We start from the raw sequence: 17409 nt of genomic DNA on the forward strand, positions 1-17409 counted from the left end.
AATATCCGGGAAGCAAACTCGGCATTCCATTTCGGACCCGGGAACCGTAACCGGAAAGAAATATGGCGCAGGCGCTCGCGCACCACTGGGACTTTCCGGTTCCATGGAGAACGGTAATCGAATCCACGGCGCTGAATATCAATGCACCAGGGGGCAGCTATGACGGCTCCGTCCGAACCACCGGCCCGGGCAGGCGCCCGCCTGGCGTGGCGGCCGCTGCAGCGCTCGACGCGCGTCGCGATCATCGCGGCGCTCGCGGCCACCGTGTTCTATCAACTGTTCCTGCTCAACCCCGCCTACCGCGGACCTGGCTGGCTCTGGGTCACCATGCTGGCCGCCGAGGGCTTGACCGCCCTGCACCTGGTCGGCACGTGGTGGACCATTCTGGCCCACGACGACCGGCCCGAACCGGTGGATGCCACGGTCTGGCGCAACCGGCTGCGGGCCGGCGCCGATGTCCCGTCCATCGACGTGTTCATCACCGCGTACGGCGAGGAGCCGGCGCTGGTGCTGCGCACTCTGCTCGCGGCCCGCGACATGCACCTGACACACCGCACGTTCCTGCTCGACGACGGCGACAGCGACGAATTGCGCCGGATCGCGGAGGGCGCGGACGTCGGCTATCTGCGACGCCCGGGCGGCGCGCACGCGAAGGCCGGCAACGTCAACGCCGGGCTGGCCCGAACGGACGGCGAGTTCGTGGTCATCTTCGACGCCGACCATGTGCCCGAGGCGGGCTTCCTGCTCAGCATCCTGCCGCATTTCCAGGACCCGGACGTGGCGTTCGTGCAGTCACCGCAGTCGTACACGAACAACGTCAACCTGGTCGCGACCGGCTCCGGTGAGGCACAGCGAATCTTCTACGAGCTCGTCTGCCCGGGCAAGAACCACTTCAACGCCGCGTTCTGCGTCGGCACGAACGTGATGTTCCGGCGGGCGGCCCTGGACAGCATCGGCGGCATCTGGACGGGCAGCAACTCCGAGGACATCTGGACGTCGATCGAGCTGCACAAGCGCGGCTGGAAGTCCATCTACGTGCCGCAGGTGCTGGCCCGCGGGCTGGCACCGCAGGACGTCCCGTCGTACCTGAAACAGCAACTGCGCTGGGCCAGTGGCGGCTTCGAAGTGCTGCTACGCGGCCGGCTGTTCAAACGCGGCATCGGCCTGACGATCGACCAGCGCCTGCAATACCTGTTCTGCGGCACGCATTACCTGCTGTCCGTGGCGATGCTGACCTTCATGCTGTTCCCGGCGCTCTATCTGCTCTTCGCGCTGAGCCCGATCCGCGCGGACGGCGTCGCCTGGGCCACCCACTACCTGCCGTTCCAGGCGGCCGTGCTGCTGGTCACCTGGCTGCAGTCGGGCGGGTTCAAACCGTCCGCGATCGTCGCCAGCATCGGCGCGGTGCCCGTGCATCTGCGGGCGCTCGGCGGCGTGCTGATCGGCCGGCCGGCGAAGTGGAAGGTCACCAATGCCGGCGGCCAGGGTGCCCGGTCGCTGTGGGCGGTCATGCCCCTGGTGGCGCTTCTGCTGCTGAACGGCACCGCCATCGTGGTCGGCGTGCTGGTGATGGCCGATCCGGCGCCGACCTGGTTGTCCGTCGGCTGGGCCGCCATGATCGTGCTGATCCTCGGCCGGATGATCGTCGAATCGGTCACCGGCGGCCGGATCCGGCAGCACGCGACGGTGCCGGCCGCGCCGCCCGCGAACCCGCCCACCGGCGGGCAACTCGACACCCAGCCGCAGTCCGTCGCGGCCGCCGCCTGACCCAGGCCACCCCCCTGCCGAGAGAGGCACGACCATGAGCACCACGATCGACACTGCCATCGAACGCGACGAGAACCCCGCCGCACTGCTGAGCCCCGACGTCACAACCGGCCCCACGCCGACCCCACACCGGCGGCACCGGCTGCGCAAGGCGCTGCTGATCATGCGTACGAGCATCGTGGTTTTGATCTTGCTCGCGGCATCCGTCGCGGGCGGCACCCACATAGTGCGGCAGCGCCTCGCCGACCGGACGCTGGTGGACGCCGGCACGGCCGTGCTGACCGCGGAGCCGATCACCGTGGGATCGGCCGACGCGGCCGTCGTCACCCGGGTGCTGACCGCCGAGCGGAAGAGCGTGACCGCCGGCGCGGTCCTGGCCACGATCACCCTGACCGCGGACGGGCGTGCGCCGCGGGTCCAGGAGCTGCACGCACCCGCCGCGGGCGTCATCACCAAGATCAACGTCACACCCGGGCAGATCGCCCGCGCCGGCGAGCCGATTGTCACCCTGTACGACCCGGCCGAGCTTGCCTTCCAGGTCGACGTGGCGCTCGAGACGCTGCGCAAGCTGCGGCTCGGGATGACCGCCTATGTGACCGGGCCCGGCCTGTCCGGCCGGATCGCCACGACGCTGGAGCAGGTCGAGCCGAAGGTCGACACGGGCCAGCCGACGGCCACGCCGGACCGGCTCACCGTCGTGCTGCGACCGGATCCGGCAGCCCTCGCGACCGTGCGGACGCTGGTGCCGGGGCTTCAGTTCGATGTGGTCGTCGACACCACCACGGCCGTCGGCCGTACCCCGGCGGTGAACAGCGCGTGAGCCGCCGCCGAGGAGCCGCGACCGCCATGGCGGCGCTCACCGCGTTGACCGCGTGCAGTTCCGGGCCGGCCACACCGTCGCCGGGCCGGGGCGAGGCCGCTCAGGTGCGGAACGCCGGCCCGGTGATGGAGGAGGCCGCGACGCCGCGACTCGTCGTGCCGGCGGTGACCGGCCGCGGCAGCATCGCCGGCACCCTGCCGGCCGGCTCCGCCCCGACCAAGGCACCTGCCCAGGCCGGAGACCTCGCCGGCCAGGCGGTGCCGACCAACCAGTGGTGGAGCTCCGCGCTGACCGGGCCGCGCACCCAACCGATCTGGGCTCACCCGCTGGCCGTGCAGGCCGCTGCGGGCGGCCTGCAGATCAGCGGCGCACCCGTCACTGCCTCAGCGAACGCCATCATCACCCCGTTCCTGCCCGCCCTCACCGTCGGCACGGCCACCGGCGCGGTCACCGTCGTCGGCTACGGCGCCTTCCACGTCGTCCTGCGGGTGGGGCTGGCCGGTGGCGGCCGGGTCGACGTGACCCTGGTGCAGGGCAGCCCGGTGCTGTGGCTGCGCTTCCACGCGGCGGCGCCCACCTTGACCGGCGCCTTCCGCGACGTCGGCAGTTCGGCTACCCGGGCCCGGCTCGATGTCGCGGGCGGACGTTGGGATGTTCTCGGCGCCGGTCTGACGCTCACCGGGACCACCATCACCGGGTCGGGTGATCAGTTGGCCGTGGCCCGGGTGCCGGCCGGGGCCGAGCGGGAGAGCTGGGAACGGGCCAGCACCGGCGATCCGGTCGTGCGGACCACCGCCGCGATGGCGTACGACGCCGCGGCCGGGACGATCACCCAGACGCTCACCGCCCGCCGGGCCGGCGGCGGCACCGGGGCGTGGGCCCTGCTGCCGCACCAGCAGGCCGGCCTGGTCGCCGGGCCGACATCACTGGCCGGCTCCTACCCGGACTCGCGGGGGACGATGTCCCTGGTCGCGGGCGCCGCGGTGCAGGTCAGGGTCCCGATGCCGGGGCTGCTCACCGGCGTGCCGAAGATACCGCTGAGCGTGGCGGCGAACCGGGCCGTGCTGGCCGACCTGGACCGTGACCTGACCGACCCGCCCGGCGCGGGTGGCAGCTACTTCGGGCTCAAGGAACTCGGCCGGCTGGCCACCATCGCCGAGGTGGCGGCCGCCGCCGGCGCGGACGCTCAGCGTCGGACGGCGCTCGATCGGCTGCGGCCGCAACTGGTCGACTGGTTGACCCACGGGGGACCGTCCGACGGGCGCTACTTCGGTTACGACCGGACCTGGGGCGGGCTGATAGCGGTGCCGGCCGAGTTCGGCGCCCAGGACTACAACGACCATCACTTCCAGTACGGCTACCTGGTCCGTGCCGCGGCCGTGCTGGCGGCGGCCGATCCCGGCTTCGCTCGCGACTACGGCGACGTGGTCGACCTGGTCGTCCGCGACTACGCCGGGTCGCTGGCGATCGGCCCGGCGAGCGGAATGCCGCCGTTCCGGGCTTTCAACGCCTACCTGGGCAGCTCGGCTGCCTCCGGGTTCGCCCCCTTCGCGGACGGCAACAACCAGGAGTCGTCCAGCGAGGCGGTGGCGGCCTGGGAGGCGGTGATCCGCTGGGGCCTGGTCCGCGGCAACGCGGAGATGACCGGCTACGGCGTCGCCCACTACGCGCTGGAGGCAGCGACGGCCCGGATGTACTGGCTCGGCGCCGGGCTGACGCGCCAAGCCGGCTACGCGCACACGACCGCGGGCATCGTGTGGGACGCCAAGGTCGACTACGCGACGTGGTTCGACCCGAAGCCGGAGTCCGTCCTCGGCATTCAACTGTTGCCGTTGACCGCCGGCTCGTTCTACCGCGGACCGTCGGCCGCCCGCCAGCGGGAACTGGGCGACAAGCCCCGGGTGTGGGGCGACCTGTTCGCTGCGGACCTCGCCCTGTCCGACCCGGCGGCCGCCCGCCGACGGCTCGACGCGGGGGTCACCCGGGAGCCGAGCACCAGCCGGGCGATGGTCCGCTACTGGATCGAGACGCTGGCGGTGCTCGGGTCGCCACTGCCCGGTGCCACCGAGCCGGTAGGGGCCCTGGCGTTCGGACCGGCGAACGCTCCGCGGGTGATCCGGGCGCCCGGAGGGTGACGGCGGGCCGCGCTGCGGCAGCACAGAACGACGCGAACAAGGCCCTCCCCCTGACCCCGAGGCGCGCGAGCACCGCTGGCCGGCCCGAGCCGTGGACGGGGCCGGCGAGCGGGCCGGACCCGTCCGGCTCAGCGCTCGATCATCCGCATCTGGTCGTCGGTGTGGTGGCCGCCCTCGGCCGCGGGCAGCGCGTCGAGGGTGGCGATCTGCTCCCGGGTGAGCTCGATGCCGGCCGCGGCGCTGTTCTCGACCACCCGGCTCACCCGCTTGGTCCCCGGGATGGGCACGATGTCGTCGCCCTTGGTCAGCAGCCAGGCCAGGGCCACCTGCGCGGAAGTGGCACCCGTCTGGTCGGCGACCGCCCGCACCTGGTCGGCGAGGCGCAGGTTGCGCTGGAAGTTCTCGCCGGTGAAGCGCGGATTGTTCTTCCGGAAGTCGCTGTCGTCCAGCTTCTCCAGGTCCGCCGGGGTGCGCAGGCTGCCGGTGAGGAAGCCGTGCCCGAGCGGGGAGTACGCGACCAGGCCGATGCCCAGCTCGCGCAGCACCGGCAGCACCTGCTCCTGGTCGCGAGTCCACAGCGAATACTCCGACTGCAGGGCGGTGACCGGGTGCACGGCGTGCGCGCGGCGGATGGTGCCGATCCAGGCCTCGGAGAGCCCGACGTACCGGATCTTGCCCTCCCGCACCAGGCCGGCCAGCGCGCCCATGGTGTCCTCGATCGGGGTGTCCGGGTCGACGCGGTGCTGGTAGTACAGGTCGATGTGGTCGGTGCCCAGGCGCCGCAGCGAACCCTCGACCGCGGTGCGGACGTTGTCCGGGCTGCTGTCGATCGTCCAGGGCCCGCGCCCGCCGTGCGAGACGAGGCCGAACTTGGTCGCCAGCACCACCTGGTCGCGGCGGCCCTTGAGCGCCTTGCCGACCAGTTCCTCGTTGAGGTACGGGCCGTAGATCTCGGCGGTGTCGATGAGGGTGACACCGAGCTCGATCGCCCGGTGGATGGTGCGGATCGACTCGGCGTCGTCGCTGCCGGCGCCGGTGTAACCGTGCGACATCCCCATCGCGCCCAGGCCGATCCGGGCGACTTCGAGCTCACCGAGCTTCGCGATACGCATGATGGTCGCTCCGTCCAAGAAGGGGTGGATCAGGCCTCGGGGATCGGCCGGCCGAAGGTTTCGAGGGTGATGTCGGCGGGCTCCGGTCCGCCGCGCTTGCCGGTGTCGAGGCCGTCAATCGCGGTGAGCTGCTCGCCGGTGAGTGCGAAGTCGAACACGTCGAGGTTCTCCGCGATGCGCGCCGGCTTCGTGCTCTTCGGGATCGCCGAGCGGCCCTGCTGCAGGTGCCAGCGCACCATCACCTGAGCCGGTGACTTGCCGTGCGCCTTGGCGATCTCGCCGATCACCGGGTCCTGCAGGGCGCTGGTGTGCCCGGAGTCGCGATAGAACGTGATGCCGCCGATCGGCGACCACGCCTGCGACAGGATGCCGCGCTCGGCGCCGAACGCCTGCACCTCACGCTGGGCGAAGTACGGGTGCACCTCGATCTGGTTCACCGCCGGCACGACCGTCGCCCCGTCCAGCAGCGCGGTCAGGTGATCGACCATGAAGTTGCTGACGCCGATGGCGCGGACCTTGCCGTCAGCCAGCAACGTTTCGAGGGCCCGGTAGGCCTCGCGCGTCTTGTCGAAGTCCGACGGCAGCGCCTGGTGCAGGATCAGCAGGTCGATCTGGTCGACGCCGAGCTTGCCCGCGCTCTTGTCGAAGCCGTGCAGCGTCTGGTCGTATCCGTAGTCGCTGATCCAGATCTTCGTCTCGATGAACACCTCGGAGCGGTCGACGCCGGACTTGGCGATCGCCTCGCCGACCTGCCGCTCGTTGCCGTACGCGGCGGCGGTGTCGATATGCCGGTAACCGGCCGACAGCGCGGCCTCGACCGCGGTGCGGGTCTCATCCGGCGGGGTCTGGAAGACACCGAACCCGACGGCGGGCAGCTCGACGCCGTTGTTCAACCTCAGGTGCGAGATGGTGGGCATGGAAGCGTTTCCTCTCAGTTCCGGGGAAGCAGGCGGACGGTGACCGCGACTGCCTGCTCTCCCACGACGGAGCCCACGATGGCGGGCCCGTACCGGTCGTATTTGGCGTGGTAGGCGGCGTCGATGCCGGCGTGGACGCCCGGGCCGGCGGGCTCGGCGAAGACCACGTCGCGTTCCAGGCCGCCGGCGCGGATGCGGCCCACGCCGCTCCGCAGCGCGCGCACGTACCAGCCGTTGGCAGGGCCGCGGGCCGAGCGGACATACAGCTCGTCACCGGCGCGAACCACCCACATCGTCACGTACGGGCGCAGCGTGCCGTCCTCGCGCAGCGACGAGAGCTCCAGCTCCTCGGCGCGGCCGATCGCCGCCAATTCCTCGCCCGTCCACGACGTCGTCGTCGATTCCTGTGTCACAGCGTCCTCCCTCTCCTCCGTTGGCCAGCACACACCGCTGACACGTTTCCTGGGAGCCACCGCTGAAAGGGGTAACGGCAGGGACCCCTTCACGCCGGGCGAGCTGCCTAACCTGGGTCTATGGACAACCGCACCGAGGTACGCGCGTTCCTCAGCTCGCGCCGGGCGAAGCTCAGCCCCGAGCAGGCAGGTATCCCCCCGTACGGCAGCCGCCGGGTCGCCGGGTTGCGCCGCGGCGAGGTCGCCGCGCTCGCCGGGGTCAGCGTCGAGTACTACACCCGCCTGGAGCGCGGCAACCTCGCCGGCGCATCCGACAGCGTCCTAGACGCCGTCGCTCGCGCGCTGCAGCTCGACGAGACTGAGACCGCGCACCTGCACCACCTGGCCCGCGCCGCCGGCCCGACACCGGCCCGCGCCCGCGCCCGCCGCGACAAGGCGCCCGAGGTGCGGCCGGCGATCCACCGGGTGCTGGAGTCGATGACCGGGGTGCCGGCGATCCTGCGCAACCACCGCTTCGACATCGTGGCCGCGAACCCGCTGGGTATGGCCCTGTACGCGCCCATGTTCGCCGCGGGCGCGGCGCTGCCGGTGAACTCGATGCGGTTCAGCTTCCTGAGCCCGCACGCGCAGGCGTTCTACCCGGACTGGGCGCAGGTGGGCCGCTCCGCCGTCGCCGCGCTGCGCATCGCGGCGGCCCAGAATCCGCATGACCAGCACCTGATCAACCTCATCGGTGAGCTGTCCATGCGCAGCGACACCTTCCGCACCTGGTGGGCCGCCCAGGACGTCTACATGCACCGCCACGGCACCAAACGCTTCCGCCACCCCGCCGTCGGCGAGCTGGAGTTGGCCTACGAGGGACTCGAGCTCTCCGGCGACGAGGGCCTGACCATCGTGACCTACTCCGCCGAGCCCGGCACCCCCTCCGGCGACGGCCTCGCCCTGCTCGCCACCTGGGCCGCGACGCAGGAGACCGGCTCACGCCGGTAGAGGGGCCAGCTCCACCACCGTGATGTCGGCGGGCGCTCCCACCCGTGCCGGTGGGCCCCGGACGGCGATCAGGTCGATGAGACGTCGCCGCGCGTACCGGTGCAGGGCGCCGAAGGCAGCCAGGAACAAGCCCGCGACCAGAAGGAAAAGGCGATCATGGGGTCTCCCGGAGTGGGTCAGCGGGTGAGCAAGCCGATGCGGCGCAGCCAGGCCTCGACGGCGGGCTCGGCGCCGGCGACTTCCTCGCCGCGCACGGCGAGGCCCTCCCCGAGCCTGGCGCCGGGACAGGCCGCGGCGTAGTCGCGCTCGGTGGTCCCCAAACCGCTCATCGCGTACGTCGTGAGCGGGTGAACGGTCTTGCCGGCGAAGTCGAGGCCCTCGACCAGAGTTGTCATGATCATGGGCGCCCGGACGTTCCAGATCGGGCTACCCAGCAGCACCGTGCCGTACCGCTCGATCGAGCTCAGCGGGTTCGCGATGGCAGGCCGGGCGTTCGCCTCCTGCTCACGCACGTTGCGCGCGACCGTCGGATCGTAGTCGTCGGGGTAGGGGTCGGCGGCCTCGATGCGGTGCACGTCGCAACCGAGAAGGCGGCGAATCATCCCGGCCACCACCTCGGTGTTGCCGACGCTCAGCCGCCGGCGCCCACCGTTGAAGTAGTTCTCGCCCGCGCGCGAGAAGTACGCCAGCAGCACCGTGCCGCCCTGCGATCCACTGCTGGCGGCAGCGGACGCCGCCGGCGAAGCGGCGGGTGAGGCAGCCGGGGAATCGGTGCAGGCGCTCAGCAGCGAGCCGGCCGCCGTCCCGGAGACACCAACCAGTGCACCGCGCAGTATCGCGCGGCGCGGGTATGCGTTCGTCGCTTCCATCGGTGCTCCCACAGCGGGTACGGGCGAACTTCAACCCAGGAAACCCGCATCCGCGGCGTCCAGGGAGCCTCCGCTGAAAGGGGTAAGGACAGGGACCCCCACCTAGCTGAATACGGGCTTCGCACCCAACGCGTCAGCGTGGGCCGATGCCGTTGACACTGCGTCATCCCGCCGCCGAGCGGGGCCGTGCGAGGATCGGACGATGACCGATGCCGAGCAGGATGGATATCCAGCCGTCGACAGCCGGAACGGCTTCGGGCCAGGGCGGCGCACCCTGCTCGCCGCCGCCCGGGTGCTGGCCGGTGGCGGCAGCATCCTCCTCGGCCTGTACCTGGGCAGTATGAACGCCACCGCGTACGAGGCGGAGTGGAACGTCTCAGTGTTCTCCGGGGTGCTGATCGTCGGGGGGACGACCCTGATCGCGCAGGCGCGGCAACGGCCACGGGCAAGCCGGGCGGGCTGGATCGCCGGTGCGGCGGTCGGCGCCGTCGGGCTGTTGGCCAGCATCGTGACCCCCGTACAGGAGACTTGTTGCGACGCCGTCTGGGTCGTGAGCCTGGGGCTCCCGCTGCCGTGGACCACCGGTCACGGCGACACCTGGTCGCAGGCCGTCGGCGAGGCCTGGCGAGGCACCTGGGATCCGGTGTCCGCGATCGCGAACGCGATCTTCTGGGCGTACGCGGGCATGCTCGTCGCCGTCGTGATCGACCTGATCCGGCGGGCGAAGTGACCGGCGTGGACGCCGAAAAGCACGTCGCCGGGCCGGTCCCGGCTCGTCGCCCTCGAGAAGCGAGCATCCGCCGACGAATCAGGTAGTAGAACCTTTGATCAGGTCAGGAGGTGCGTCATGGCGCGGAAACCCTTCGCCTCGTCCGCCGATCTCGCCGACAAGCAGCAGACCCTTGAGGTGCTGGCCGACGGGGTCTATGCGCTGACCGCCGAGGGCGATCCCAACATCGGGGCGGTCGAGGGCGAGGATTTCGTCGTCTGCTTCGAGGCGCTGGCCACTCCGGTGGCGGCCCGGGAGTGGCTCGCCCTGCTGCGTCAGCACACCGACAAGCCGGTCAAGTTCCTCGTGCTGTCGCACTACCACGCGGTACGGGTGCTCGGTGCCAGCGCCTTCGACGCCGAGGTGATCGTGGCGCACGAGCGGACCCGCGAGTTGATCGCCGAACGGGGCAAGCAGGACTGGGAGTCCGAGTACGGCCGGATGCCGAGGCTGTTCAAGGAACCCGCCTCGATTCCGGGTTTGACCTGGCCCACGGCCACCTTCGCGGACCGGTTCACCATCGATCTCGGCGGCGACCGCGGTGATCTGGTGCTGCAGTATTGCGGGCGCGGGCACACCGAGGGCGACATCGTGGCGTGGCTGCCCCGCCGGCGGATCCTGTTCGCCGGTGACCTAGTGGAGGCCCACGCGGCGCTCTACACCGGCGACGCGTTCCACCAAGAGTGGTCGACCGGGACGCTCGACACGGTCGCCGGCTTCGGCGCCGAGACGCTCGTCGGCGGGCGCGGCGCGGTGGCGTCCGGGCGCGAGGCGGTGGACGCGGCGATCGGGCAGACCCGCGAGTTCCTGCGGGTGATGCTGCACGAGGTCGGCAGTGTGCGGCAGCGCGGCGGCACCCTCAAGGAGGCCTTCGAGGCGACCCACGCCGCCCTGGTCGACCAGTACGGCGGCTGGCCCATCTTCGAGCACTGCCTGCCGTTCGATGTCTCCCGGCTCTGGGACGAACTGTCCGGCGTTGAACGCCCGCGGATCTGCACCGGGGAGCGGGACCGCGCCGTGTGGCAGGAATTGCAGGACTGATGCCGAGCCCGGTGGTGGTACTCGGCAACGGCCCGGTGGGCCAGACCGCGGCGCTGCTGCTGGCCCGGTGGGGTGCCTCCGTGGTCCTGCTCGATCAGCGGCCGCGCCGCGACCCGGTCGGTTCCAAGGCGATCGTGCAGCAGCGCGACGTGCTCGACGTGTGGGAGGCAGTCGGCGCCGGCCGCCGCATCGCCGGCCAAGGCCTCACCTGGACCGTGGCGCGCACCTTCCACCGCGACCGGGAGTTGTTCAACTACACCTTCGCCGACCCCGGCCGGTCCCCGTTTCCGCCGTTCGTGAACATCTCCCAGACGCGCACCGAGGAGATCCTCGACGAGCGCATCGCCGCCGAACCCCTCATCGACGTGCGCTGGAACCACCAGGTGACCGGCATCGCCCAAGACAAGCAGGGCGTGACGGTGCAGTGCGGAGCCCGGGTGCTGCGGGCGTCGTATGTGGTCGCGTGCGCCGGAGCCCGCGGCGACGACGTAAGGCGCATGCTCGGGGTCAGCTTCGACGGGCGCTCCTTCGACGACCGGTTCCTGATCTGCGACATCCGCACCGACCTGCCCGGCTGGGCGAACGAGCGCCGCTTCTACTTCGACCCGCCGTGGAACCCCGGACGCCAGGTCCTCATCCACCCCTGCCCGGACAGCACGTTCCGCATCGACTGGCAGGTGCCGGCAGGCGAGGACGGAGCCGTCGGGGTGGACCCCGCCGGCCGCGACACGCGAATCCGAGCCATCATCGGCGATCGGCCCTACGAGCTGGTGTGGAGCTCGGTGTACCGGTTCCACTCCCGGGTCGTGGACCGGATGCGGGTCGGCCGGGTGCTGCTCGCCGGCGATCTGGCTCATCTGGTCTCCCCGTTCGGCGCCCGCGGCCTCAACTCCGGCGTCCAGGACGCCGAGAACGCCGCCTGGAAGCTCGCCTTCATCCTCCACGGCTGGGCCGACGAGTCGCTGCTCGACAGCTATCACGACGAACGGCACGCCGCCGCCCGCGAGAACCTGGACGTCACGGACGCCACCATGCGGTTCCTCGTGCCCGGCACCGAGGCCGAACACAGTCACCGCCGGGCTGTCCTGGCGGCGGCCGGCACCGACCCCGCCGCCCGCGCCGCGGTCAACTCCGGCCGGCTCGCGGAGCCCTTCTGGTACGTCGACTCACCGCTGACCACACCCAACCCCGACCATCCGTTCACCGGACGGCCACCGCGCGGAGCCGTACCGCCCGCCGGCCCCGGCATCCTGGTGCCCGACGCGCCGGTCACGATCGGCGGGCGCCGCACCCGGATCCGGCAGCTCGCCCGCGACGGCTTCCTGCTGCTGGCCGGCGACCGGGTGGACGCCGGCACCGTCCACGCCGCCGCACAGCGCGCGACCTCGGCACCGATACGGCTCGAACACATAACCGACATCGACGATGACACCGCGCTCGGGGCCCGGCCCGACGAACTGTGGATCATCCGACCGGACGCCCACGTCGCCGCGGTGCTCACCGGCCCAGACCCGGCCGCTGTCCACACGGCATTGCGCCGTGCGGTCGCCGCCGACACCACGACGACTGAGGAGGAAGGCCATGGCGCACTACCGGCTACTCGGTGACGTCCCACCGAAGCGCCACACCCAGCACCGCCGCCCGGACGGCGGCGCATACGGTCGTGACATCGGCGCCGAGTCCTTCGACGAACTGGCCTGCGAGGACCCCGGCTACGCGTGGACCTGGGCCGGACGGGGACCGTCATGAGAGCCCTTTTCGCCGGGCTGTTCGACGACGCGGCGCTGTTCCCGCCCGGCAACGCAGCCATGCGCGCGGCTGTCCCGGCGCATGTGGCCCACCGCGCCGCCTGGTACGCCGAGGTGGTCGGGCCGTTCATCTGCCCGGACACGCGACTCGCCGAGCTGGCCCGCTGCGACGGCCGGGTGCCGGTCAGCATCATCGTCACCGGCGGATCGACGACCGTCGACGCCGCTGTTCGGCAGATTCCCGCGGACCGGCTCGCCGCCCTCGAGATCCCGTCGCCGTCGCCCACAGCTTGACGCCCGCTCTACCCACCGGGATACCGGTCTACGTGGAGGTGCCGTGGGGTGCGGCCCAGCCGGGCGCCCTGGACGCACTTGCCGGCACAGGGGCGCACGCGAAGCTTCGCACCGGCGGCAGCACGGCAGCCGCGTTTCCCACGGAGGCTGCACTCGCCGCCGCGATCGCGGGCTGCCTCGACCGCGATCTGGCGTTCAAATGCACCGCCGGGCTCCACCACGCCTTGCGCCACAGCGCCTCCGACACCGGCTTCGAGCACCACGGATTCCTCAACGTGCTCCTCGCCACGGCCGCGCTGCTCGACGGCGCGGACACCACGCACGCCGCTGAGATACTCGCCGAACGGTCCGCCGACGCCCTCGCCGACGCGGCCCGGCGGCTCAGCGAGGCGCACGTCGCCCGGCTACGGGACGTTTTCCGATCGTTCGGCACCTGCAGCATCACCGAGCCGCTCACCGACCTCACCGCGCTCGGCCTGCTCGACCCCCCAGCGAGGTGAACCTCGCGTGCGCCGGACCGGTCACCGGGACAGACCGAACGGCTCGGCCTCCCTACCGCAGGGCATACGCCTGGTCGAGGGTCTGCTGGACCGCGTTGCCGGCCCGGTCCCACGCCTCGAACTTGAGGCTGACCCGGCCCGATGGCGCGTCGGCCAGCCTCGGGTTCCGCACGGTCACCTGATAGGCGTCGCCGTCCGCCCGTACCGTCCGGGCCGGCGACCAATGCACCCCGCCGTCCACCGACGACCAGGCCCGCAGGCCGGCGAGCTTCGCCGGCGCGCCGGGCGCGCCGCCCTGCGTCGTCACGGTGAAGGTGTGCGCCCGGCCCGCCGGCGCCGAGTCGTCGGGCGCGAGACCGAGCCGGTAGCCGAGGTGGATCAGCGGCTGCCAGGCACACGGGGTGGTGTCGCCGTAGAGCAGTTCGTCGATGCACCAGTACGGGGCGTTCACCTTGTCGGTGGCCGGAGCGGCGGAGCGGAACGTCCAGGTGGTGTTGACCGTCCGGGCGAAGGCCGGTTGCGGCGATCCGGTGGTGTAGCTGTCGGTGAGCCGGTAGGTCGCGGCGCCGGCGGGCAGTTGGTAGTAGGTCAGGCCGGAGGCATCCTGCCGCGGCGGAAGCTCGGTGCCACCGGAGTAGAGATGGACCTCTTCGGTCGGGTTGTCCTCCTGGATGCTGTGGCTCGGGTCGCTGCGACCGGCATACTGGCCGACGCCGAGCGGGGCCAGCGAGCGGACGCGCAGGATGTCACCCTGGCGGCAGCCGTCGCAGGGCCAGAAGACGGCCGCGTCCGCCGGAGTCTGCGGGCCGACCTGCGCGTTGACGGGCAGGCTGGGCTCGTTCCATTCCTCCCGGCCGGTGCCGGGTCGGGCAAAGCCACGGTACGCGGTCTCGACGCGCAGACTCGACCGGGCCTCGAACAGGTATTGCCGCCACCACAGCACATCCGCGCCGGTGGTGCTGTAGTACTCGGTTCGCCGGCCGTGCCCGGGGAAGCTGTGTCCTACGTGGATGCTGTAGAGCTGGCCGGGCAGGTAGGTGAAGCTCGCTTCGTTACCGTCATCGTGGGGTCCCCATTTCCCGGCCGGGGCCGGGGTCTGCGCGTGGTAGGTCGTCTCCAGCCGGGTCAGGTCGCGCTCGCGCGGGTGCGGCGTCATCGAGGCGGGGACGCGGTCGTATTGGTAGTTGACCAGCTTGTACTCGTACGGGGTGGTGATCTGCGCCTTGATGTCGGCGGTGGGGCGCGCGGAGCCGGCGAGGGCCGCCGCGACCCGCGCGCTCTCCCGGAAGTCGAGATACAGCAACGGGATCGGGACGCCGACCTGGTCGGTCAGGTTCGACAGCGCGGCGATGTTCGCATCGGTGAGCACGCCGGCCGCCTTGGCCGCCACCGCCAGCTCCACCGTGGACTCGATGGCGGCGCCGCGCAGGAAGACCAGGGCACCCGCGACGTCCCGGCCGGCCCGCAGTTCTGCCTCGGTGACCACCCGCAGCCGCCGGTCCGTCGCGAACTTGGGGATGTACCCGCTGCTTTCCCGGGTGTAGACGGGGCGCAGTGTCACCCGTTCCCGCCCGTTGACGGTAACGGTCGCCTGCGGGGCGGTCAGGATCTCGTTGACGCCGATCGCGAACTTCCCGATGGTCACCGGCTCGCTGGGGAACACCCAGACCTGGCCCACCGCGACCGTCCAGAAGCTGCCCAGGAAGAACCCGTAGTAGTGCTGGCCGCCGGTCGTGACGCGCTGCCAGTCGAGGTTGATGTTGACGGCGGTCGACGGTTTGGGGGTCTCGAAGCCGACGGGTACGGACTTGTCCATGTCCAGGGTGATGGTCCGGTCGCCGGTCAGCAGGACCTCTGGCCGGTTCAGGAAGGTCGTCTGGGTCCGGCCGGTGCTCAGCTCACGCCAGCTGATCTGTCCCTCCACCGAGTACGCGCCGCCCTCGGCCAACCGCAGCTTCGACTCGTACGTGTTGGGCTCACCGTCCACCGCCCGCCAGTTGTTGGTGTTGGTGGTGATCGGCTCCATGGCCAGTTCGGGCACGGTGTCGTTGACCCGGAGCGTGGTGATGCCGGAGAACGCACCCGGGAAGAGATAGCGGCCCTTCCCGCCGATCAGCCGCACCGTGAGCGTGGCCTGCTTCACCTGGGACTGGAAGCCGATCGGCACCATGACCTGGTCGCCGCTGGGGCTAGCGGCGACCAGGCGTCCATTGTGGAGCCCCTTACCGGCCGGGTTCGGGTCCAGGGTCAGCCGCACGCCGGCTGTCCCGCCCGCCGGCACCCGTACCGTGGTCTGCTCCAGGGAAACGACCCCGGCGGGCGCCGGGCGTCCGTCCGGGCCCGCCATCGTCGCGGACAGCGACAGGTCGACGTCGGCCGAGCCGCTGTTCCGGTAGGTGATGGTCTTGGTCAGCTTCTCGCCGGCGGGCGGGTAGGTGAACGCCGTCGAGACCGACGGGGTGTCCACGAACACCCGCTGGCCGATCGCACGGGCGATGTCGACCCGGCCGGCACCCTCCTGGTAGACGGAGCCCGCGGTGTTCTTCGCGCTCCCGATAAGCGCGGTTTTGAGCTGGTCGGCCCGCCACTCCGGATGCTGCTGGGCGAGAATGGCTGCCGCGGCGGCGACGTGCGGGGTGGCCATCGAGGTGCCGGACGCCGCGGTGTAGTTGCCGTCCACGGGGGATCCCATCGAGGTGCCGGCGGCGCGGGCCGCGACGGTCCGGACACCGGGCGCGGTGATCTCCGGCTTGACAGCGAAGTCGCCCTGACGCGGTCCGCGGCTGGAGAAGTCGGCGAGCTTGTCTGCGGAGTCCACCGCGCCGACGGTGAGCGCGGCGGTCGCGGCACCGGGTTGGGCGACCGTACGCGTGTCGGGCCCTTCGTTGCCGGCCGCGATGACGAAGAGGGTGCCGTATTCGGCGGTGAGATCGTTGACGGCCTGGCTGACCGGGTCGGTGCCGTCGGACGGGGCACCGCCCAGGCTCATGCTGACGACCCGGACCTGAGCGGCCTGCCACTGCATGGCGGCGATGACGGCCGAGTCGGTGCCGTTGCCCGAGTCGTCCAGGGCCTTGGCGATGCTGAGCTTGGTGTTCGGCGCCACGCCCCGGTACATGCCGTTCGAGGCGGCGCCACTGCCGGCGATGATGGAGGCGACGTGCGTGCCGTGACCGTGCCGGTCGGTGACGTCCTCCGGCGCGTCGCCGCCCGGCTGGCCCGCCTCCACGAAGTTCCGCGCGGCGGTCACCTTGTCGCGCAGGTCCTGGTGGGTGGCGTCGATGCCGGTGTCGATGATGCCGACACTGACGCCGGTGCCGTCCAGACCCGCCGCCCAGGCGGCCGGGGCCCCGATCTGCGCGGCGCTGACGTCGTCGGACGCCGTTACCTTGCCGTCGAGCCACACCTTGCGGAGGCCGGCGCCGGCACGAACGGCGTCCCAGAACTCGCTGGCGGCAGGCTTGCCGACCCGGACCGCCGCGCCGTTGACGCTCGGCAGCGCCGTCGCGGAACGGGCGCTCGGCAGGGCTTTCGCGCTGCGCGCCAACCCTCGCGCCGACGACTCCTGCGCGTACTGCACGATGACCGGCAGTTCGGCGGTCTTGTCGTTGCCGTACCCGTGGGAAGCCAGGTAGGCGACGTCGAACAGGCGCCGGTCCAGGCGGCCCGCCCGCACCGGTTGCTCGGCGTCGCTGGGCAACAGGTAGTAGCCGTCCCCCTCGGTGTACCCGCGGAAGGTGACGTCGTCGCGCCCGGCGCCGGGAGTGACCGTCGTGCCGGCCCGGCCGGCGCGGTCGACGGTGTACCGGACGGTGTCGCCGGTGATGAGCGTGAGGGTGACGGCGTTTCCGCCGCCGAGGCCGCTCGGTTTCGGGGCAGCCGACGCGGGCGCGCCCGGAACGTCCACCGCCAGCGGCAGCACCAGGAGGAATGTGACGAGCCAACGACGCCATGAGGAGGGGGTCACGAGGACGAGTGAACGGCTTCGAAGGTCATTTCGTCTAGACTCCCGGGTGGCCGGAAGCGGCAGGCGC

16 protein-coding genes are annotated in these 17409 nt (G+C 71.6%); 10 read left to right on the forward strand and 6 right to left on the reverse strand.

Annotated features, from left to right (window positions below):
• The first annotated feature begins 159 nt into the window (after positions 1-159).
• The 3 genes from DMB66_RS10535 to DMB66_RS10545 are packed head-to-tail and all read left to right on the forward strand — an operon-like array spanning position 160 to position 4722.
• Complete coding sequence (locus DMB66_RS10535) at positions 160-1767, forward strand: glycosyltransferase family 2 protein (protein WP_125803855.1); 1608 nt, start codon at positions 160-162, stop codon at positions 1765-1767.
• 34 nt (positions 1768-1801) lie between these two features.
• Positions 1802-2587 (forward strand): HlyD family efflux transporter periplasmic adaptor subunit, encoded by a 786-nt coding sequence (locus tag DMB66_RS10540; protein WP_125803856.1) that lies wholly within the window; start codon positions 1802-1804, stop codon positions 2585-2587.
• Positions 2588-2613: 26 nt separating this feature from the next.
• Positions 2614-4722, forward strand: coding sequence for a glycosyl hydrolase (locus DMB66_RS10545; RefSeq protein WP_125803857.1), 2109 nt, complete (start codon positions 2614-2616; stop codon positions 4720-4722).
• A gap of 128 nt (positions 4723-4850) precedes the next feature.
• Here the strand turns inward: DMB66_RS10545 and DMB66_RS10550 are convergent, their stop codons facing one another.
• Genes DMB66_RS10550 through DMB66_RS10560 form a run of 3 tightly spaced genes read right to left on the reverse strand, consistent with a single transcriptional unit; the run spans position 4851 to position 7164 of the window.
• Positions 4851-5834: an aldo/keto reductase gene (locus DMB66_RS10550; RefSeq protein WP_125803858.1), complete on the reverse strand. Its 984-nt coding sequence runs from the start codon at positions 5832-5834 to the stop codon at positions 4851-4853.
• Positions 5835-5863: 29 nt separating this feature from the next.
• Positions 5864-6751, reverse strand: coding sequence for an aldo/keto reductase (locus DMB66_RS10555; RefSeq protein ID WP_125803859.1), 888 nt, complete (start codon positions 6749-6751; stop codon positions 5864-5866).
• Positions 6752-6765: 14 nt separating this feature from the next.
• Positions 6766-7164 (reverse strand): DUF2255 family protein, encoded by a 399-nt coding sequence (locus tag DMB66_RS10560; RefSeq protein WP_125803860.1) that lies wholly within the window; start codon positions 7162-7164, stop codon positions 6766-6768.
• Between the two features lie 120 nt (positions 7165-7284).
• Between DMB66_RS10560 and DMB66_RS10565 the strand changes: the two genes are divergently transcribed.
• Positions 7285-8154 carry a helix-turn-helix transcriptional regulator gene (locus DMB66_RS10565; protein ID WP_125803861.1) on the forward strand — a complete coding sequence of 290 codons (870 nt, stop codon included), beginning with the start codon at positions 7285-7287 and terminating at the stop codon, positions 8152-8154.
• On the opposite strand, the gene DMB66_RS61090 is transcribed toward DMB66_RS10565, so the two are convergent.
• Positions 8143-8283 (reverse strand): hypothetical protein, encoded by a 141-nt coding sequence (locus DMB66_RS61090; RefSeq protein ID WP_158647193.1) that lies wholly within the window; start codon positions 8281-8283, stop codon positions 8143-8145. The two genes, DMB66_RS10565 and DMB66_RS61090, sit on opposite strands and share 12 nt — an antisense overlap.
• Before the next feature lie 47 nt (positions 8284-8330).
• On the reverse strand, positions 8331-9023 hold the full coding sequence (locus DMB66_RS10570; RefSeq protein WP_125803862.1) for a flavodoxin: 693 nt from the start codon (positions 9021-9023) through the stop codon (positions 8331-8333).
• A gap of 202 nt (positions 9024-9225) precedes the next feature.
• Here DMB66_RS10570 and DMB66_RS10575 point away from each other — a divergent pair, with 202 nt between their 5' ends.
• The 6 genes from DMB66_RS10575 (at position 9226) to DMB66_RS62515 (ending at position 13375) form a co-directional block, all read left to right on the forward strand.
• Positions 9226-9753: a hypothetical protein gene (locus DMB66_RS10575; RefSeq protein ID WP_125803863.1), complete on the forward strand. Its 528-nt coding sequence runs from the start codon at positions 9226-9228 to the stop codon at positions 9751-9753.
• 117 nt (positions 9754-9870) lie between these two features.
• Positions 9871-10833 carry an MBL fold metallo-hydrolase gene (locus DMB66_RS10580; protein WP_125803864.1) on the forward strand — a complete coding sequence of 321 codons (963 nt, stop codon included), beginning with the start codon at positions 9871-9873 and terminating at the stop codon, positions 10831-10833.
• A complete protein-coding gene (locus DMB66_RS10585) occupies positions 10833-12440 on the forward strand; it encodes an FAD-dependent monooxygenase (RefSeq protein ID WP_125803865.1) in 1608 nt (535 codons plus the stop codon). The genes DMB66_RS10580 and DMB66_RS10585 overlap by 1 nt, the downstream gene beginning before the upstream one ends.
• A complete protein-coding gene (locus tag DMB66_RS62505; RefSeq protein WP_199752222.1) occupies positions 12415-12582 on the forward strand; it encodes a hypothetical protein in 168 nt (55 codons plus the stop codon). The genes DMB66_RS10585 and DMB66_RS62505 overlap by 26 nt, the downstream gene beginning before the upstream one ends.
• Complete coding sequence (locus tag DMB66_RS62510; protein ID WP_199752224.1) at positions 12579-12875, forward strand: hypothetical protein; 297 nt, start codon at positions 12579-12581, stop codon at positions 12873-12875. Before DMB66_RS62505 ends, DMB66_RS62510 begins: the two co-directional genes overlap by 4 nt.
• Complete coding sequence (locus tag DMB66_RS62515; RefSeq protein WP_199752226.1) at positions 12872-13375, forward strand: hypothetical protein; 504 nt, start codon at positions 12872-12874, stop codon at positions 13373-13375. Before DMB66_RS62510 ends, DMB66_RS62515 begins: the two co-directional genes overlap by 4 nt.
• 52 nt (positions 13376-13427) lie before the next feature.
• Here the strand turns inward: DMB66_RS62515 and DMB66_RS10595 are convergent, their stop codons facing one another.
• Positions 13428-17342, reverse strand: coding sequence for a S8 family peptidase (locus DMB66_RS10595; RefSeq protein WP_158647194.1), 3915 nt, complete (start codon positions 17340-17342; stop codon positions 13428-13430).
• Positions 17343-17409: the final 67 nt, after the last annotated feature.

Source organism: Actinoplanes sp. ATCC 53533, assembly GCF_003947245.1.